Source organism: Bradyrhizobium sp. HKCCYLS3077, assembly GCF_051167555.1.
In the GTDB taxonomy this organism is placed as follows: domain Bacteria; phylum Pseudomonadota; class Alphaproteobacteria; order Rhizobiales; family Xanthobacteraceae; genus Bradyrhizobium.
This window is the reverse complement of sequence record NZ_JBNPTH010000001.1, coordinates 1,235,001-1,251,662: the sequence shown is the minus strand read 5'-3', so window position 1 is coordinate 1,251,662 and position 16,662 is coordinate 1,235,001. Positions and strand designations below refer to the sequence as shown.

Sequence of the window (16,662 nt, the reverse complement as noted above, 5' to 3'; positions counted from 1 at the left end):
GTGGAGGGCGCATGGTGCTACAGGAGGTGACAACAGAACCTTTGGCTGACGACATCCTCAAGGGAGCCGCAGCCATCGCCTCATATCTTTTCGGCTCGGACGGGCACCGTTACCGCCGCAAGGTCTACCATTGGGCGGAAACTTCAAAGTTGCCCGTGTTTAGACTTGGGTCAGTCCTGTGTGCACGCAAGTCGGTGCTCGTTGACTTCATAGCAAGCCAGGAAAAACGCATTCACCGGCCGAACTAGAGGCGGACGGAAACGCCCAGACCTTATTTGGAAGCCAGTACGCGCTCAAGGCCTGCAACGAGTTCATCGCGCTTTTCCTGGGGCAGCGTGTTGAGGTTTTGCTGGCGCCATTTTACGGCCGGCAGATCAGGAGCGGCCGGAACACCAAGCAGATGCCAGTCCGGCTCACCCCGTTCGAACGCAACAAGAAATTTTCGGTGATCGTTGGGCATTTCGTCTAGGATTGCCGCGACGAGAGCCGCTCGCGCAGCAAGGAGCTCGTCTTTTGAAACCGCCTCATTGGTCATCCCCTGAAAGCCATGCAGGAATTCGTCGCTGATGTCCTTGGCGGATGATCCGAGGACTTCGAACATTGGCCGATCGTGGCTCAACAGATAAACGATGAAAGCTTTGCGGAGATCGTCTGTCACGCCCTCATTCGCGAGGAGGTCGCGTATGTCAAAAAGGTCTCGGGGATGCTGACGGTCGAGCGCCGCCACGATCTTTCCGCCATACAGATCGGCAAAGGATACGATCCGGGCCTCCGCAAAGCCGAACTGGTTTTGGACGGCAGGGGTAGCAGGAGCAAGCACCGGCTCGAATACGCAACCGCGCAGGACCGGGGTTACTTCGATCTTAATCTGGACTCCCTGCGATCTGACCACGAGCTTGATAATCGCATTTTCTTTTTGCGTTTCGTGAACCTGGGCACCCGGTATGGCTTGTCTGATCTTGGCCGCGATACGTTTCATCGCGGCGTCGATGTCGGCCAACGATTTTGGTCGCGGCGCAACGGGAACGTAAGTCAGATCGATATCGACCGAAAGACGCGGCATGTCGCGCACGAACAGATTGATCGCAGTACCGCCCTTGAGGGCAAAGCAATCTTCTTCCGTGACGATGGGTAGAACGCGGAGCAGCAGGGCGACCTGCTTTCTGTAGATCTCAGCGAACGCCATGGAGATCTCCCGGCACCGTTATCTGGTAGGTGGGATCGAGAACGCCTCCCCGCACGAGCATGCGCTTGCCATGACCGAGGTCAACCGTGTCTTTCTTGAGATATTTGAGCCAGGCGTGCTTGTGGCGATCCGCGAAGTAGAAAAACAGTCGCTTGACCTTTACACTTGCGCAGTCATTGAGGAGTTTCTGCAGCCGGTCGGGACGTAGATTGGCTAGGCCGCCGAACAGGGCATCGACCTGGTCGAAGCTTTCGTCCTTGGGAAGCTCATCAAGCAGTTCGAAGAGAGCGCGCTCTGGCATCGAGAGAGTCAAAGGCCAATCCCACTGGCCCCAATTCAGCTGAGTAACATCGCCGCCTCGGAAGGCCGTGACATCGGTCATCTGCCCGGTCTCGACGTTCCAGCGAACGCTGCTTATGCCCTTGGCCACGGGATCGTTTTTGAAGAGGCGCCGGTCGTTGTGATAGACGAACGTGACCGATAGTGGCAGCTTTTGGAGCCAGGCCGGGGGCGCTTTCGGACCGTACAGATGGACGCGTATCGTCGACTGCGTCAGATAGTGTGCATAGCCCTGAAATTCGAGCGCGGTTCGGCCCCCGATGACAAGGGGCGAAAAGTTCAGAATTGTCTGAAGCGAGATTACGGCCTGTTGCCAGCTCAGGGAGCCGCGCGGACGCCGAAAGACCCCGCGAGCGGGTTGCTCAAGCCAGCCCGACTTCACGTACTGATGCTGCAACTGGGGGGAATAGCCGTGGGCCTTTAGCCAGGCAGCATCGACGAGCATCCCTTCGGGGAGCATGTCGGCGAGCTGGTTTAAAAGTTTGCCTCTTTGTCTATCCATACTTGATAATATAGCACAATCTCAAACCGAAATCCAGTTTGAAAAAATCATGTTACATCAAGCCATTATTGATATGTAGGAAGTTTCTCAAACCTTCGGCTCACAGGTTTTTGTGCCATTTTTGTGCTGTGGAGAATCTGGGAACGATTGGTAATTCTCGCCGAAATTCCCGTAACCAATTGAAAATAATTAGATTTCTTTTGTACTGATTGAGAGAGATTGGTAAGGCATGAAAAAGCCCGCCAGGGGCGGGCTAATTCTTTGATTTCGCTAGGAATTTTTGGTTGCGGGGATAGGATTTGAACCTATGACCTTCAGGTTATGAGCCTGACGAGCTACCGGGCTGCTCCACCCCGCGTTAACTTGTGCACGCCTTCAGGGAATTGCCGGGTGCTCCTGGCTGACGCGTCTGAGCGTCGCCGAGTTCATCCCAAAGCTTCCTGAGAAGGCTTGAGCCCGTCGGCCGTGCCGGCCATCGGGTGCGGGCGGTATGTACCAATGCGAGGCGGGTTTGGAAAGGCCTTTTCGGAAGTTTTTTTGCCGGATTGTGACACCGGCGACTCCTCCGCCCGCTGTTCAAAAATCCTCTTTTAATCAATGGATTAGAAGCTTGGCTCAGAAACGTCAGCGATCTCTGGCGGGCGCGCTGGCGCAAACGTCATGGACAACGGCATGGCCGCCTGCGGGACACGGGGAATCGGCGGCAGGCTACCGCCGCATCCGTCCGGCCCTTAGACAGTATCCGCGGCCTCGCCGCGCTTGCCATTGGTTCCGCAACGCGGCAGCTTCGATGCGACCAGAATGACGGCCGGAACGCGGCCGCAGGACATGCGAGGAGACGTCGATGGACCACTCCCTGAAGACCCCCCCGGTCACCGCGCTCGACGACGCATTCCATGCCATGCTCGAGGCCTCGCGCAACGCGCCACCACTCGATCTGGCCGCGCGGCAGGCGAGCCTGACGCGGTTGCGGACCATGCTCGCCGGCAACGAGAAGCGCCTCAAGCAGGCGATCTCGGACGATTTCGGCCATCGCTGCGCGGTCGAGACCACCATCGCCGAGACGCTGTTCCTGCAGACCGAACTGAAGCATACGCTGAAGATGCTGCCGCGCTGGATGGCCGCGCGGCGGATCGCCACCTCGTTGCAGTTCTTTCCCGCGCGCAATCGCCTGCTGCCGCAGCCGCTCGGCGTCGTCGGCATCATCGCGCCCTGGAACTATCCGTTGCAACTGACGCTCGCGCCGGCGATCGGAGCCCTCGCCGCCGGCAACCGCGTGCTGATCAAGCCGAGCGAGCTCACGCCACGGTTCTCGGCGCTGCTGAAGGAGCTGGTCGCTGCGACCTTCGCCCCGACGGAGCTATCCGTCACGGGGATCGAGGATGGTGTAGCACAAGCCTTCGCGGCCCTGCCGTTCGATCATCTGGTGTTCACCGGCTCGACCCGCGTCGGCCGCATCGTCGCCGAGGCCGCCGGACGCAACCTCACCCCTGTCACGCTCGAGCTCGGCGGCAAGTCGCCGACCATCGTCGACGTCTCGGCGGATCTCGACGAGGCTGCCGAGCGCATCGCCTATGCGAAGCTGCTCAACGCCGGACAGACCTGCATCGCACCGGACTATGTCTTCGTGCCGGAGCCGCAGCGCGACGCCTTCGCCGGCAAGCTCCATCGGCACATGATGCAGATGTTCGGCACCAACCCCGCCAATGGCGACTACACGTCGATCATCTCCGACCGGCACTATGCCCGGCTGGAAGGCCTGCTGCGCGATGCGATCGCACGCGGCGCCAAGCCGCTGAGCACGACCAGCCCGGAAGACCCCGCCTGGAAGAAGCTGCGGAAGTTTCCGCCGACGGTCGTGGTCGGCGCGACCGCCGAGATGGCGATCATGCAGGAGGAGATCTTCGGTCCCCTGCTGCCGATCCTCACCTATCGCGATGCCGACGAGGTGATCCGCTCCATCAACGCCCACGACCGGCCGCTGGCGCTGTACTGGTTCGGCCGCGACGAGACCGCCCGCGACCAGGTGCTAGCGCGCACCGTGTCCGGCGGCGTCACCATCAACGATTGCCTCTTGCATTTCGCGCAGATGAACCAGCCCATGGGCGGCGTCGGCGCCTCGGGTATCGGCCACTATCACGGCGAATGGGGCTTCAACAGCTTCAGTAAGCTGAAGCCGGTGTTCTACCGCTCGCCCTTCAACCGCATGAAGGATCTCTATCCGCCCTATGGCGCCAGCATCGCACGGATTGAGAAGCTGCTGCGGTTTCTGAGCTAGTCACGTGCCCGGTCATTCCGGGGCGCGCAAAGCGCGAACCCGGAATCTGGAGGTGACCAGCACGTGAATCAACTTCGAGATTCCGGGTTCGCCGCGCAGAGGCGCGGCGCCCCGGAATGACGTCAAAACAACAATAAGTCCATCAGGGAGAAAACGCGCGTGGCGGAGGAAGTCGATTTCATCGTCGTGGGTGGCGGCAGTGGCGGGGCGACGGTCGCGGGGCGGCTATCCGAGGATCCGGGCACGTCGGTGATGCTGCTCGATGCCGGCGGACGCAACGACAACTGGATCGTCACCACGCCGTACATGCTGTTCCTGATGGTGGCAGGTACCGTCAACAACTGGGCGTTCACGACGGTGCCGCAGAAGGGTCTCAACGGCCGCGTCGGCTATCAGCCGCGCGGCCGCGGGCTCGGCGGCTCCTCCGCGATCAACGCCATGGTCTATATCCGTGGCCATCGCGCCGACTACGACCGATGGGCCGCGCTCGGCAATCCCGGCTGGTCGTATGACGACGTGCTGCCCTATTTCAAGCGCGCCGAGAACAACGCGGAGTTCAACGGCGAATATCACGGCCAATCCGGCCCGCTGCCGGTCAACCGGCTGCGCACCGGAAATCCCGTGCACGAGATCTTCCTACAGGCGGCGCGCGAGGCGCAGTTTCCGATCCGCGAGGACTTCAACGCGGAAACCCAGGAAGGTCTCGGCCTCTACCAGGTCACCCAGCACAACGGCGAACGCTGGAGCGCGGCGCGCGCCTACATCCAGCCTCATCTCGGCCGCCGCAATCTGCGCGTCGAGATCTCGGCGCACGCTTCGATGATCCTGTTCGACGGCCAGCGCGCGGTCGGCGTGAAGTATCGGCAGGGCAAGGAGGTCAAGGAGATCCGCTGCCGCCGCGAGGTGATCCTCGCTTCCGGCGCATTCCAGACGCCGCAACTGCTGATGCTCTCCGGCGTCGGCGATGCGACGGCACTCGCCAAACACGGCATTGCCAGCGTTCATCATCTGCCCGGTGTCGGCCAGAACCTGCAGGACCATCCCGACTTCATCTTCGCCTACACCTCCGACAACCCGAACTTCTCGTCGCTGTCGCCGAAAGGCATCCGCAGGCTGCTCGCCGGTATCGGCCAGTACCGGCGCGAACGGCGCGGCGTGCTGACATCGAATTTCGCCGAATGCGGCGGCTTCCTGAAGAGCGATCCCAACCTCGACATCCCCGACATCCAGCTGCATTTCGGCATGGCCGTCACCGACGACCACGGCCGCAAGCGTCACGGCAACGGCTTCTCCTGTCACTTCTGTCTGCTGCGGCCAAAGAGCCGGGGCAGCGTGTCGTTGAAAACAGCGGATCCGCTCGCACCGCCACTGATCAATCCAAACTTCCTCGGCGAAGAGGAGGACGTCGAGACGATGGTGGCCGGATACAAGACCACGCGGCGGCTGATGGAGACGCCAGCGATGCGCGGACTCCAGACGCGCGATCTGTTCACAGCCGACGTCAGAACCGACGATGATATCCGCGCCGTCCTGCGTGACCGCGTCGACACCGTCTATCACCCCGTCGGCACCTGCAAGATGGGCGTGGATGATCCGCTCGCCGTCGTCGATCCTCAGCTCCGCGTGCACGGGCTTTCGGGCTTGCGCATCGTCGATGCCTCGATCATGCCGACCTTGATCGGGGGCAACACCAACGCGCCGACGATCATGATCGGCGAGAAGGCCGCGGACATGATCAAGGGCGAGATGCGCGCCAATTAGGTCAGCAGGAAGCCGCCATCCACGGTCACCACGCTGCCGGTCATGTAGCGCGACGCGTTCGAGGCCAGCAGCATGATGGCGCCGTCGAGATCGCTCTCATGGCCGACCCGCCGCTGCGGGATGCGCTTGATCAGCTTCTCGCCGGCCGGCGTCTCCCAGACGTCGCGGTTGATGTCGGTGTCGATATAGCCTGGCGCCAGCGCATTGACGCGAATGTTGTTGGCGGCGAGTTCCAGCGCCAGCGCCTTGGTGGCCTGCACCACGCCGGCCTTGGAGATCGCATAGGGCGAGACGAACTTGACGACGCTGAAGCCGAGCACCGAGGCGATGTTGATGATGTTGCCCGGCGCCTTCCGCGCGATCATGCGGCGCGCAACTTCGGTCGCGGCGAAATAGGCGCCCTTCAGATTGGCGCCGATCACCGCGTCCCAATCGGCCTCGCTCTGCTCGACCGCGAGCTTCTCCGCCGCGATGCCGGCATTGTTGATCAGCACGGTGACCGGCCCGAGCGCAGCCTCGGCGGCATCCAGCGCCTTGGCGATGGAGGCATTGCTGGTCACGTCCATCTCGACCGCGGCGGCGCGGCCGCCCTTGGCCTTGATCTCCTCCTCCAGCGCCTTGAGCTTGCCGGTCTGGCGCGCCGCCAGCGCAACGGCCGCGCCATGGGCCGACAGCACGCGCGCGAACTGCCGGCCAAGTCCCTGGCTCGCGCCGGTGATCAGGATCACCTCGCGGCTGACGTCGAACAGGTTGGACATGCAGAGATCCCTCGCGTTTCCCTCGTTTCGTTGCCGCGATTGATACAGACGATTTGACGGAGCGAGAAGGCGAATTGTTTACGGAGCCGCCCTACAACCCAAGCATATCCATCATGAATATGTTCGACCTCGCCGCTTGTATCGCCCTGGTGATTGCCGTCTACAGCGGCTTCTCGACCGGCCTCTTGCGCAGCGCGATCACGATCCTCGCCTATCTCCTGGCGATGCCGTTGGCGATGGGGGTGGTCGCCGCGATGAGCCCGCAATTGCAGGACGTGCGCGGTCTCCCATTGGCCCAGGGCTGGCTGCAGTTCTTCGCGGCGTTCGTGGTCATTGGTGCGGCGCTGGGCAAGATCGGCCGCATCCTGCTCGACGAGGCGATCGGTCCCGAAGCCGGCTTCGGCGACCGGCTCGGCGGCGCCCTGCTCGGCGCCATCCGCGTCGCGATGGTCGCCACCACGCTCGTGCTGGTGTTCGACAGAATCGTTCCGGTCGAACGCCAGCCGCGCTTTCTGGAAGGCTCCCGGCTGCGGCCGATCCTGTCGCTCGCAGGTGCAAAAGGCTTTCGCTCGCTGCCGCCTGAAGTCGCCGGCCTGATCGACCGGCTCAAGCAGGAACGCCGCATCTGAGCGCATGCGCGCGTCGAGCCATGCAATTCGGCACAGGCCGGCTGCTCTTATCAGCGGCGGTCCGGGCGGCTAGAATGCGCGCATCATCCAGCCACTGACATATCGGAGTGATCAATCGTGGATCTCGGGATCAAGGGCCGCCGCGCCATCGTCTGCGCCTCCAGCAAGGGATTGGGCCGCGCCTGCGCCATCGCGCTCGCCAATGAGGGCGTGCATGTCACGATTACCGCGCGCGGCGCCGAGGCGCTGGCCAAGACAGCGGCCGAGATTCGCGCTGCCAATCCCGGCATCACCGTGACCGAAGTGGCGGGCGACATCACCACGCCCGAGGGCCGCGCCGCCGTGCTCGCGGCCTGCCCGGATCCGGACATCCTGATCAACAATGCCGGCGGGCCGCCGCCCGGCGATTTCCGCAACTGGACCCGCGACGACTGGATCAAGGCGATCGACGCCAACATGCTGACGCCGATCGAACTGATCAAGGCGACCGTGGACGGCATGATGGCGCGCAAGTTCGGCCGCATCGTCAACATCACCTCGGCCGCGGTGAAGGCGCCGATCGACATTCTCGGCCTGTCCAACGGCGCCCGTGCCGGCCTCACCGGCTTCGTCGCCGGCCTGTCGCGCAAGACGGTGATCAACAACGTCACGATCAACGCGCTGCTGCCGGGCCCGTTCGAGACCGACCGGCTGCGTTCGACGGCGAAGGGCGAAGCCGAGAAGCGCGGTGTCACGCCGGAGCAGATCCTGGCCGACCGCGCCAAGACCAACCCCGCCGGCCGCTTCGGCGATCCCGAAGAGTTCGGCGTGGCCTGCGCGTTCCTCTGCGCCGCCAAGTCCGGCTACATCACGGGACAGAATATCCTGCTGGATGGTGGTGCGTTCCCGGGCACGCTGTAAGCGCAGCGCCTGCTCTCGATCATTTGGGCGTAGAATTAGCCACGCGCGCATACCTCTCCCCGCTTGCGGGGAGAGGTCGGATTGCATCGAAGATGCAATCCGGGTGAGGGGGTACAGGTCCAACGGCAAACACTCCCGGCGCGTATGCCCTTCTCACACTTCCCGTGCGGCTGCCCCTCACCCCAACCCTCTCCCCGTGAAGAACGGGGAGAGGGAGCGCACCGACCGCGCGGAAATCAGCCGGGCTCGAACTGACAACTACTGCTTCGTGATCTCGTCCTCATCGCGCTGGCTCGGGCTCGACGAATCCGCCGTCGTTCGCCCTTCCGTCCAGTCGATGCCGAACGCGTCCAGGCCCTCCGCGAGCAGATCGCCGAGCATCGGCTCACCCAGCAGATAGCGCGCGGTGTGGCGGTCGCGCTGGCCGGCGGCTTCACGGCGCAGATCGTCCCATTCGTCGATGTCGCCGTCGCCGCGGCCGAGCCGCATCAGGGCCACCAGATCGGTCTGCTCGTCTTCGGTCATGGCGTTGATGAAGCCGGTGATCTCGCGCACGACGGGATCGTCACCGCTGTCCTGCAACACATCGATCATGTCGTCATCGGCGGCATTCGAGCCGGAATCGTCATCCGTCGCCTGCTCCTTGACGTCGAACTCGCGGGCCTTCTCGATCAGGAAGGCGACCTTCTCGGGTGATATCGTCAGCTCGGGCATGACCCTCTCCTCGTGGATTGGTCACGACAACGCTTGTTCCCGAAACTCGATCCATTGCGCTGGAACGTCCGACACGGCATCGTCGCGCCCTATAAGAACAAACGAGGAAGCGCGTATGCAGTGGACGGTCGGCAGGGTCAGGATCACCAAATTCACCGAGCTGGAGACGGTGGGCGGCACCCGCTTCATCCTGCCGCAGGCGACGCCCGAGGCGATCCGCGAGCTCTCCTGGCTCAGCCCCGATTTCGCGACCGCCGAAGGCAGGCTGAAAATGTCGATCCACAGCCTGGTGCTGGAGACGCCGACCGAGCGGATCGTGGTCGACACCGGCCTTGGCAACGACAAGCAGGGGCGCAGCGTGCCGGTGTGGAATGCCCGCTCGACGCCCTTCCTGGAGACGATGAGCGCAGCCGGATTTCCTCCTGACAGTATCGACATGGTGATCTGCACGCATCTCCACGTCGATCATGTCGGCTGGAATACGCACCTCGTCGACGGCCGCTGGATTCCCACCTTTCCAAACGCGCGCTACGTCTTCGGCCGCACTGAATATGAGCACTGGCGCGACCACAGCGCGGCAGCGGACGAGACCGCGACCTTCGCGGATTCCGTACAGCCGATCGTGGACGCCGGCAGGGCCGAGCTGGTGGCCAGCGATGCCGTCATCAGCGACGAGATCACGCTGATCCCGACGCCCGGCCACAGCCCCGGGCACGTCAGCCTGCACATCCGCTCCGATGGTGCGCAGGCACTGCTGAGCGGCGACGTCGCGCACCATCCCTGCCAGATGGCGCATCTGGAGTGGAGCTCGACGGTCGATTCCGATCCGGCGCAGGCGGCGGCCACGCGGCGGGCGCTGTTCTCCCGTTTCGCCGACACCGGCACGCTGGTGATCGGCGGCCATTTCGACGCCGGCCACATCCGCCGCGACGGGGCCGCCTTCCGCTTCGAAGCAGTGCCGGGCGGCGGCAGCGCATAGCCCGCACGGTTGAATTTCGCCCCGCCATGCTTCATGACAGGGCTCTGGAATACCAAGGATCTGAGGGAGAGAAACCAGATGAAGCTCGTTCGCTACGGCGACAAAGGCGCGGAAAAGCCGGGCCTGATCGATGCATCCGGCCAGCTGCGCGACCTGTCGGCCCATGTGAAGGACCTCGATGGCGCCGCCTACGCGCCGGAGTCGCTGAAGAAGCTCGCCGCGATCGACCCGGCCTCCCTGCCAGCGGTGTCCGGCAAGCCGCGGCTGGGCGCGCCCGTCACCGGCATCTCCAAGTTCGTGGCGATCGGCCTCAACTACTCCGATCATGCCAAGGAGACCGGCAACCCGATCCCGGCCGAGCCGATCTTCTTCCTCAAGGCCAACACCGCGCTGTGCGGCCCTTATGACCAGGTCGAGAAGCCGCGCGGCTCGACCAAGCTCGACTGGGAGGTCGAGATCGCCGCGATCATCGGCACCCGCGCCAAGTATGTCTCCGAGGCCGATGCCCTCAACCACGTCGCCGGCTACACGATCTGCAACGACGTCTCCGAGCGCAACTTCCAGATCGAGCGCCTGGGCCAGTGGACGAAGGGCAAGTCGCATGACACGTTCGGGCCCGTCGGCCCCTGGCTCGTCACCAAGGACGAGATTCCGGACGTGCAGAACCTGTCGATGTGGCTCGACGTCAACGGCCAGCGCCGCCAGACCGGCACGACGGCGACGATGATCTTCTCGATGGCCAAGTGCATCTCCTACGTCTCGCAGTTCATGGCCCTGCTGCCGGGCGACATCGTCACCACGGGCACGCCTCCGGGCGTCGGCATGGGCATGAAACCGCCGGCCTTCCTCAACGTCGGCGACGTCGTGACGCTTGGCATCGAGCGCCTCGGCGAGCAGCGCCAGGAGATCATCGAGGCTTAAACGTCACTCTCCGTCATTGCGAGCGAAGCGAAGCAATCCAGGGCGTCACACGCGGCTCTGGATTGCTTCGTCGCTTCGCTCCTCGCAATGACGGACAAACAATCCGCAGCGAGCCAACAGGAATGCCTCGATGAAACTCACCTTCTCGCCCGCCTCGCCGTTCGCCCGCAAGGTGCGCATCGCCGCCATCGAGCTCGGCCTGATCGACAAGATCGAGTTCACGCCCGCCGCTGTCATGCCCGGCCAGGCCAATGACGAGTATATGAAGATCACGCCGCTGAAGAAGCTGCCGGTGCTGATCCTCGACAATGGCGACGTCATTCTGGATTCCTACGTCATCGTCGAATATCTCGACGAGCTCGCCGGCGGCAACAAGCTCATCCCGGCCTCCGGCCCGTCGCGCTGGAAGGTCAAGAGCGAGCATTCCATGCTGCAGGGCATGCTCGATTCCATGCTGCTGTGCCGCTACGAGGCGATGGTGCGGCCCGAGGGCACGCGCTGGCAGGCCTGGTCCGACGATCATTGGAACAGGGCGTGGATGGGCATGGCGCGCTTCAATGCGCAGCCCGACCTGTTGACGCGCCCGTTCGACATTGTCTCGATCGGCCTCGTCTGCGTGCTCGGCTATGCCGATTTCCGCTTCGCCGATTGCGGCTGGCGCAAGGCCTATCCGACGCTCGACGCCTTCCATCAGAAGATGCTGGAGCGTGAGTCGGTGAAGATCTCGGTGCCGCCGGCAGCGTGATTGTCTGAAAGAAAGCGCCGCGATGCTGACGTTCTCGGTTGCCGACACGACCATCCATCGCATCATCGAGCAGGAGACCACCTTCCTGCCGGCGCGCGAGATGTTTCCGGATCTGACGCCGGAGATGCTGGCAGCCGAGCGCGGCGCTCTGCAAACGGCCAACGCACTCGACGCACAGGACACGCTGATCCTGTGCTTCCAGTCCTATGTGGTGAAGACGCCTCACCACACCATCCTGATCGACAGCTGCATCGGCAACGACAAGCCGCGCGCGCGGCCGGTCTGGAACATGAAGTCCGACGACACCTACATGCGGGCGCTCGCCGCTGCCGGCATCGGGGTTTATGACATCGACGTCGTGATGTGCACGCATCTGCACACCGACCATGTCGGCTGGAACACGCGGCTCGACAACGGCCGCTGGGTGCCGACGTTTCCGAAGGCGCGCTACGTGTTTGCGCAGACCGAATACGACTATTGGCTTGCGCAGAATGCCAAGGCCGAGGTGCCCGCCTTCGCCGACAGCGTGCTGCCGGTGGTCGAGGCGCAGCGGGCCGACATCGTCAGCGATACATTTGCGATTGGCGATCATGTGCGGCTGCTGCCGACCCCGGGCCATACGCCCGGTCATATCGCGGTCGCCGTCGGCAAGGGCCAGGACGATGCGGTGTTTGCCGGAGACCTGATCCACACGCCGCTGCAACTCGCCTATCCCGAGCTGTCGCCGAAATTCGACGTCGATCCGGCGCAGGCTGCGGGGACTCGACGTGCTTTCCTCGATCGCTATTGCGACACGCCGACGCTGTGCTGCACGGCGCATTTCCCGTCGCCCTCGGTCGGCCGCATCACGCGCAAGGGCACCGGCTTCGCCTGCGAGGCGATCTAGCCTCAGTCGACGATGAAGAGCTTTGCGCCGGTCGCGGTGAACGACCGGTGTGCGGCATCGCCGAAATCCGAAACCTGGTAGCTCATTCCCGCCGACAGCGTGAACCTGCGGCCGTCCTTGAGCTCGCTTTCGAGCTCGCCTTCCAGCACCAGCAGGATGTGGCCGCGATCGCACCAATGATCGGCCAGATAGCCGGGCGTATATTCGACCTGGCGTACCCTGATGTCGCCGATCATCAGTGTCCGCCAATACGCCTTGCCCTGCTCGCCCGGATGCTCGGTGACGGGAACGGCGGACCAGTCGGTGACGGTGAAGGGCAGCGTCGGGATTTTCATCGGCGGGCTCGTTGCAGGATCAGGCGAAGACAAGCTGCCTCATGGCATAGAACGCCCCGCGCCTGAGATCAAACAGCCTGACGGGCGGCCCGTCAATCGAACAGGCTCGGCGTGTAGTTCACCGCGGCCCCCTCGATCGCGAGCATCTTCAGCTTGGTGTCGACGCCTCCATTGGCGGAGAAGCCGCCGGGCCTGTTGCCGGCGGCGAGCACGCGATGGCACGGCACGACGATCGGGCACGGGTTGCGCCCGAGCGCCTGACCGACCTCACGCGACAGCTCGACGCCGCCGAGCTGTTTGGCGATGTCGCCATAGGTCAGCGTCTGCCCCGGCGGGATGCGGCGGGCGATGTCGTAGACGCCGCGCTGGAACGCGCTGACGCCGTCGAGATCGAGGTCGATGTCGCTGAGATCATCCGGCTGGCCCGCCAGCAGCGCCTTGATGCGTCCGATGACGCGCTGCACATGCTGCGGCGGCTCAGCCTCGGCGATCCCGGCATGGCGTTGCTGCATCCGCGTCCGGATCTGGGCGGCGCCGCCCATCGGCAACTGGACCGCGTTGATGCCGCGTGGTCCCCAGGCGATCGCGCAGGTGCCGATCGCGGTTTCAAACATGGCGTAGCTCTGGTCTGACATGGCGGGCTCCATCGTCGCGCTGCCCCGTATCATCTGCCGATCAAACTAGGCTTGGAGAATGTTGCGATCCACCCGGATTCTGCCAATGTCGACAGGTGCGTATACGAAGCCCGCGGAGACCGGCCGGCGCAAGATCGGACGTCTCGAACGAGGAAAACAACAAGGGAGAACGCCATGAAGCTGACGCCGGAACAGGTCGCATTCTTCAACCGCGAGGGCTGGCTGTTCCTGCCCGAGCTGTTCAGCCCGGAGGAGACCGCCTTCCTCGCCCGCGAGGCGGAGGCGATCTATGCGGCCGACAGGCCCGAGGTCTGGCGCGAGAAGAGCGGCGTGCCGCGCACCGCGTTCGCGGCGCATCTCTACAATGACGCGTTCCGCGTGCTGGCGGCGCATCCCCGCATGATCGAGCCGATCGAGCAGATTTTTGGCGAGAAGCTCTACATGCATCAGTTCAAGATCAACGCCAAATCGGCGTTCACCGGCGATGTCTGGCAATGGCACCAGGACTACGGCACCTGGAAGCGCGACGATGGCATGCCGGAGCCGCGCGCGATGAACATCGCGATCTTTCTCGACGAGGTGATGCCGATCAACGGTCCGCTGATGCTGGTGCCGAAGAGCCAGCACGCCGGCGATCTCGAGGCCTCGCACGATCTTGCCACGACCTCCTATCCGCTGTGGACGCTCGACGAGGCGACGGTCACCCGCCTGGTCGCCGAGGGCGGCATCGTCGCGCCGATCGGCAAGCCCGGCGGCATGCTGATGTTCCACGGCAATCTGGTGCATGGCTCCGCCGGCAACATCACCCCCTATCCGCGCAAGATCGTGTACCTGACGCTGAACGCCGTCTCGAACCACATTCGCACGCCGACCAGGCCGGAATACATCGCGCACCGCGACTTCACGCCGATCGAAACGCTGCCGGATGATACGTTGCTGCAACTCGCGCGAGCGCATCGCGAGGCGGCCGAGTAACACTCCCTCCGTCATTCCGGGGCATCGCGCAGCGATGAGCCCGGAATCCATAACCACCATCGTGAGTATGGATTCCGGGCTCGTGCTCCGCACGCCCCGGAATGACGACAACTGATAAGGTCGCCCATGAACCTCCACGCTATCCTCCAGGCCCGCGCCGCCTCCGGCAAGCCCGTCCGCGTCGCGCTGATTGGCGCCGGCAAGTTCGGCTCGATGTTTCTGTCACAAGTGCCGCATGTCGCGGGCCTCGAGGTGCCGGTCATCGTCGATCTCGATCCCGAGCGCGCCCGCGACGCCTGCCGCACGGTCGGCTGGCCCACCGAACTGATCGAACGCACGACATTCAGCGCCGATGGCGCGAAAGCGCTGGCCGACACCATTGAGGTCGTCGTCGAAGCAACCGGCAGCCCGGCCGCGGGCATCCGCCATGCGCGCGCGGCGATCAGGGCCGGCAAGCACATCGTGATGGTCAATGTCGAGGCCGACGTGCTGGCGGGACCGCTGCTCGCGGACGAGGCCCGCAAGGCGGGCGTCGTCTATTCGCTCGCCTATGGCGACCAGCCAGCGCTGACGGCCGAGCTCGTCGACTGGGCGCGCGCGACCGGCTTTCACGTCGTCGCCGCCGGCAAGGGCACGAAGTATCTGCCGGCCTATCACGATGTGACGCCCGACGGCGTCTGGCAGCATTACGGGCTGACCGCGGGCGAAGCGCAGTCCGCAGGCATGAATCCGCAGATGTTCAACTCCTTCCTCGACGGCACCAAGTCGGCGATCGAGATGGCGGCGATCGCCAATGCGACCGGGCTCGACGTGCCGTCGGACGGCCTGCTGTTTCCGCCTTGCGGCGTCGATGACCTGCCGCATGTGCTGCGGCCGCGCGAGCGCGGCGGCGTGCTCGAGCGATCGGGCATGGTCGAGGTGGTGTCATCTCTCGAGCGTGACGGCCGCCCGGTGTTTCGCGATCTGCGCTGGGGCGTCTATGTCGTGCTGGAAGCGCCGAACGACTACGCGTCCGACTGCTTCCGTCAGTACGGCTTGAAGACCGATGTAAGCGGCCGCTATGCCGCGATGTACAAGCCCTATCATCTGATCGGGCTGGAGCTGAACGTGTCGGTGCTGTCGGCGGCGCTGCGGCGTGAGCCGACGGGACAGCCGCTCGGCTTCCGCGGCGATGTCGTCGCCGTCGCCAAGAAGCAGCTCCGCGCCGGCGAGATGCTCGATGGCGAAGGCGGCTATACGGTCTGGGGCAAGGTGCTGCCGGCCGCATCGAGCCTCGCAATCGGCGCGCTGCCGATCGGTCTTGCGCATCGGGTGAAGGTCATCAACGACGTCGCCCATGGTGCGGTCGTCCGCTGGAGCGACGTCGCGGTGGACGCATCGGACGAGACCGTCGCGGTTCGCAAGACGATGGAGGCGGCGTTCGTCCGCTGAGCACTGTGCCTCCACATGCACAATAAAAAAGCCCCGACCGGTGGTCGGGGCTTTGTTGTCCTGATGGGTCAGAGTCTCAATTGTCGTCCTCGCCGAAGGCGGCGGCCAGCTTGTCGTAATATTTCACGACGAGGTCGATGTTGCCCTTGTTCTCGACCTCCGGCGGTTTTGCCTTGAGCGCCGCATTGAGATCGTTGAGCACGTTCTTCTTGTCGTCGGGCTTCATCTTCTTGTCGGCCTGGACCTGCTCGATCTGGTCCTTGATGACGGCCTCCGGCCCGACATATTTCTTGGTCTTCGGATCGATGCCGCCCATCACCAGGCTGATGTTGTCGACCACGACGTTGAAATCGTCGTAGCTCGCGAAGCCGTATTTCTTGGCGACGCCGTCGAGCTGCGTGACCACCTTCTGGTCCGGCGGGGCGTTCTCCGGCAGCTTGTCGGTGATCGCGTCCATGTCCTTCTGCGACGCCAGCACGTTCTCGATCTGCTTGTCCGTCAGCGCGATCTGCTTCAGTTGCGGCGGCTGGCTGATCGTGGGGCCCGCCGGCGCAGCCGGCGAATCCTTGGCGGCCTGCGCAAGGGCCGGAAGCGTGGCAAGGGCCGTCATCGCGGCGCCTGACCCCACAAGGGCCAACGCGACGAAGGTGGTCCGGACGAACATGCGCATGAGGATCTCCTGTGGGAC

Annotated in this window: 17 protein-coding genes and 1 tRNA gene; 10 read left to right on the top strand and 8 right to left on the bottom strand. The window is 63.9% G+C overall.

From position 1 onward, the window contains the following. Window positions 1-271 precede the first annotated feature (271 nt). The 3 genes from ACQR0Z_RS05555 to ACQR0Z_RS05545 form a co-directional block, all read right to left on the bottom strand. Entirely contained in the window at window positions 272-1,186 is a 915-nt protein-coding gene (locus ACQR0Z_RS05555) for a nucleotidyl transferase AbiEii/AbiGii toxin family protein (RefSeq protein ID WP_434917917.1), read from the bottom strand. Beyond that, window positions 1,173-2,027 (bottom strand): type IV toxin-antitoxin system AbiEi family antitoxin domain-containing protein, encoded by an 855-nt coding sequence (locus tag ACQR0Z_RS05550; protein WP_434917916.1) that lies wholly within the window; start codon window positions 2,025-2,027, stop codon window positions 1,173-1,175. Before ACQR0Z_RS05550 ends, ACQR0Z_RS05555 begins: the two co-directional genes overlap by 14 nt. Before the next feature lie 281 nt (window positions 2,028-2,308). Then, window positions 2,309-2,385: transfer RNA gene (locus ACQR0Z_RS05545), tRNA-Met, on the bottom strand. A 486-nt stretch (window positions 2,386-2,871) separates the two neighbouring features. Here ACQR0Z_RS05545 and ACQR0Z_RS05540 point away from each other — a divergent pair. Both ACQR0Z_RS05540 and ACQR0Z_RS05535 read left to right on the top strand, forming a co-directional pair. Continuing rightward, window positions 2,872-4,305 (top strand): coniferyl aldehyde dehydrogenase, encoded by a 1,434-nt coding sequence (locus tag ACQR0Z_RS05540; RefSeq protein ID WP_434917915.1) that lies wholly within the window; start codon window positions 2,872-2,874, stop codon window positions 4,303-4,305. Between the two features lie 159 nt (window positions 4,306-4,464). Continuing rightward, a complete protein-coding gene (locus ACQR0Z_RS05535) occupies window positions 4,465-6,066 on the top strand; it encodes a GMC family oxidoreductase (RefSeq protein ID WP_434917914.1) in 1,602 nt (533 codons plus the stop codon). On the opposite strand, the gene ACQR0Z_RS05530 is transcribed toward ACQR0Z_RS05535, so the two are convergent. Further along, complete coding sequence (locus tag ACQR0Z_RS05530; protein ID WP_434859906.1) at window positions 6,063-6,824, bottom strand: SDR family NAD(P)-dependent oxidoreductase; 762 nt, start codon at window positions 6,822-6,824, stop codon at window positions 6,063-6,065. The genes ACQR0Z_RS05535 and ACQR0Z_RS05530 overlap by 4 nt on opposite strands. A gap of 113 nt (window positions 6,825-6,937) precedes the next feature. Here ACQR0Z_RS05530 and ACQR0Z_RS05525 point away from each other — a divergent pair, with 113 nt between their 5' ends. Together ACQR0Z_RS05525 and ACQR0Z_RS05520 are read left to right on the top strand one after the other, a co-directional pair. Further along, entirely contained in the window at window positions 6,938-7,453 is a 516-nt protein-coding gene (locus ACQR0Z_RS05525) for a CvpA family protein (RefSeq protein WP_434859905.1), read from the top strand. 117 nt (window positions 7,454-7,570) lie between these two features. Next, window positions 7,571-8,353 carry an SDR family oxidoreductase gene (locus ACQR0Z_RS05520; protein WP_434859904.1) on the top strand — a complete coding sequence of 261 codons (783 nt, stop codon included), beginning with the start codon at window positions 7,571-7,573 and terminating at the stop codon, window positions 8,351-8,353. Window positions 8,354-8,611: 258 nt separating this feature from the next. Here the strand turns inward: ACQR0Z_RS05520 and ACQR0Z_RS05515 are convergent, their stop codons facing one another. Then, window positions 8,612-9,067 carry a DUF3775 domain-containing protein gene (locus ACQR0Z_RS05515; RefSeq protein WP_315722017.1) on the bottom strand — a complete coding sequence of 152 codons (456 nt, stop codon included), beginning with the start codon at window positions 9,065-9,067 and terminating at the stop codon, window positions 8,612-8,614. 115 nt (window positions 9,068-9,182) lie between these two features. On the opposite strand from ACQR0Z_RS05515, the gene ACQR0Z_RS05510 reads away from it, so the two are divergent. From ACQR0Z_RS05510 to ACQR0Z_RS05495, 4 genes are all read left to right on the top strand, one after another. Next, the gene (locus ACQR0Z_RS05510; RefSeq protein ID WP_434918030.1) at window positions 9,183-10,046 is read left to right on the top strand and encodes an MBL fold metallo-hydrolase; all 864 of its coding nucleotides are present in this window, start codon (window positions 9,183-9,185) and stop codon (window positions 10,044-10,046) included. A gap of 78 nt (window positions 10,047-10,124) precedes the next feature. Next, the gene (locus ACQR0Z_RS05505) at window positions 10,125-10,967 is read left to right on the top strand and encodes a fumarylacetoacetate hydrolase family protein (RefSeq protein WP_434917913.1); all 843 of its coding nucleotides are present in this window, start codon (window positions 10,125-10,127) and stop codon (window positions 10,965-10,967) included. Between the two features lie 130 nt (window positions 10,968-11,097). Continuing rightward, entirely contained in the window at window positions 11,098-11,712 is a 615-nt protein-coding gene (locus tag ACQR0Z_RS05500; RefSeq protein ID WP_434917912.1) for a glutathione S-transferase family protein, read from the top strand. A gap of 22 nt (window positions 11,713-11,734) precedes the next feature. Next, complete coding sequence (locus ACQR0Z_RS05495) at window positions 11,735-12,598, top strand: MBL fold metallo-hydrolase (protein ID WP_434917911.1); 864 nt, start codon at window positions 11,735-11,737, stop codon at window positions 12,596-12,598. 2 nt (window positions 12,599-12,600) lie between these two features. Here ACQR0Z_RS05495 and ACQR0Z_RS05490 read toward each other — a convergent pair whose 3' ends face one another. Further along, entirely contained in the window at window positions 12,601-12,933 is a 333-nt protein-coding gene (locus ACQR0Z_RS05490; RefSeq protein ID WP_434917910.1) for a DHCW motif cupin fold protein, read from the bottom strand. A gap of 92 nt (window positions 12,934-13,025) precedes the next feature. Then, window positions 13,026-13,568 (bottom strand): methylated-DNA--[protein]-cysteine S-methyltransferase, encoded by a 543-nt coding sequence (locus tag ACQR0Z_RS05485; RefSeq protein ID WP_434917909.1) that lies wholly within the window; start codon window positions 13,566-13,568, stop codon window positions 13,026-13,028. Between the two features lie 174 nt (window positions 13,569-13,742). On the opposite strand from ACQR0Z_RS05485, the gene ACQR0Z_RS05480 reads away from it, so the two are divergent. After that, entirely contained in the window at window positions 13,743-14,543 is an 801-nt protein-coding gene (locus tag ACQR0Z_RS05480) for a phytanoyl-CoA dioxygenase family protein (RefSeq protein WP_434859898.1), read from the top strand. 126 nt (window positions 14,544-14,669) lie between these two features. Further along, window positions 14,670-15,974 (top strand): NAD(P)H-dependent oxidoreductase, encoded by a 1,305-nt coding sequence (locus tag ACQR0Z_RS05475; protein WP_434917908.1) that lies wholly within the window; start codon window positions 14,670-14,672, stop codon window positions 15,972-15,974. 76 nt (window positions 15,975-16,050) lie between these two features. On the opposite strand, the gene ACQR0Z_RS05470 is transcribed toward ACQR0Z_RS05475, so the two are convergent. After that, window positions 16,051-16,644: a hypothetical protein gene (locus ACQR0Z_RS05470; protein ID WP_434879595.1), complete on the bottom strand. Its 594-nt coding sequence runs from the start codon at window positions 16,642-16,644 to the stop codon at window positions 16,051-16,053. Window positions 16,645-16,662 lie beyond the last annotated feature (18 nt).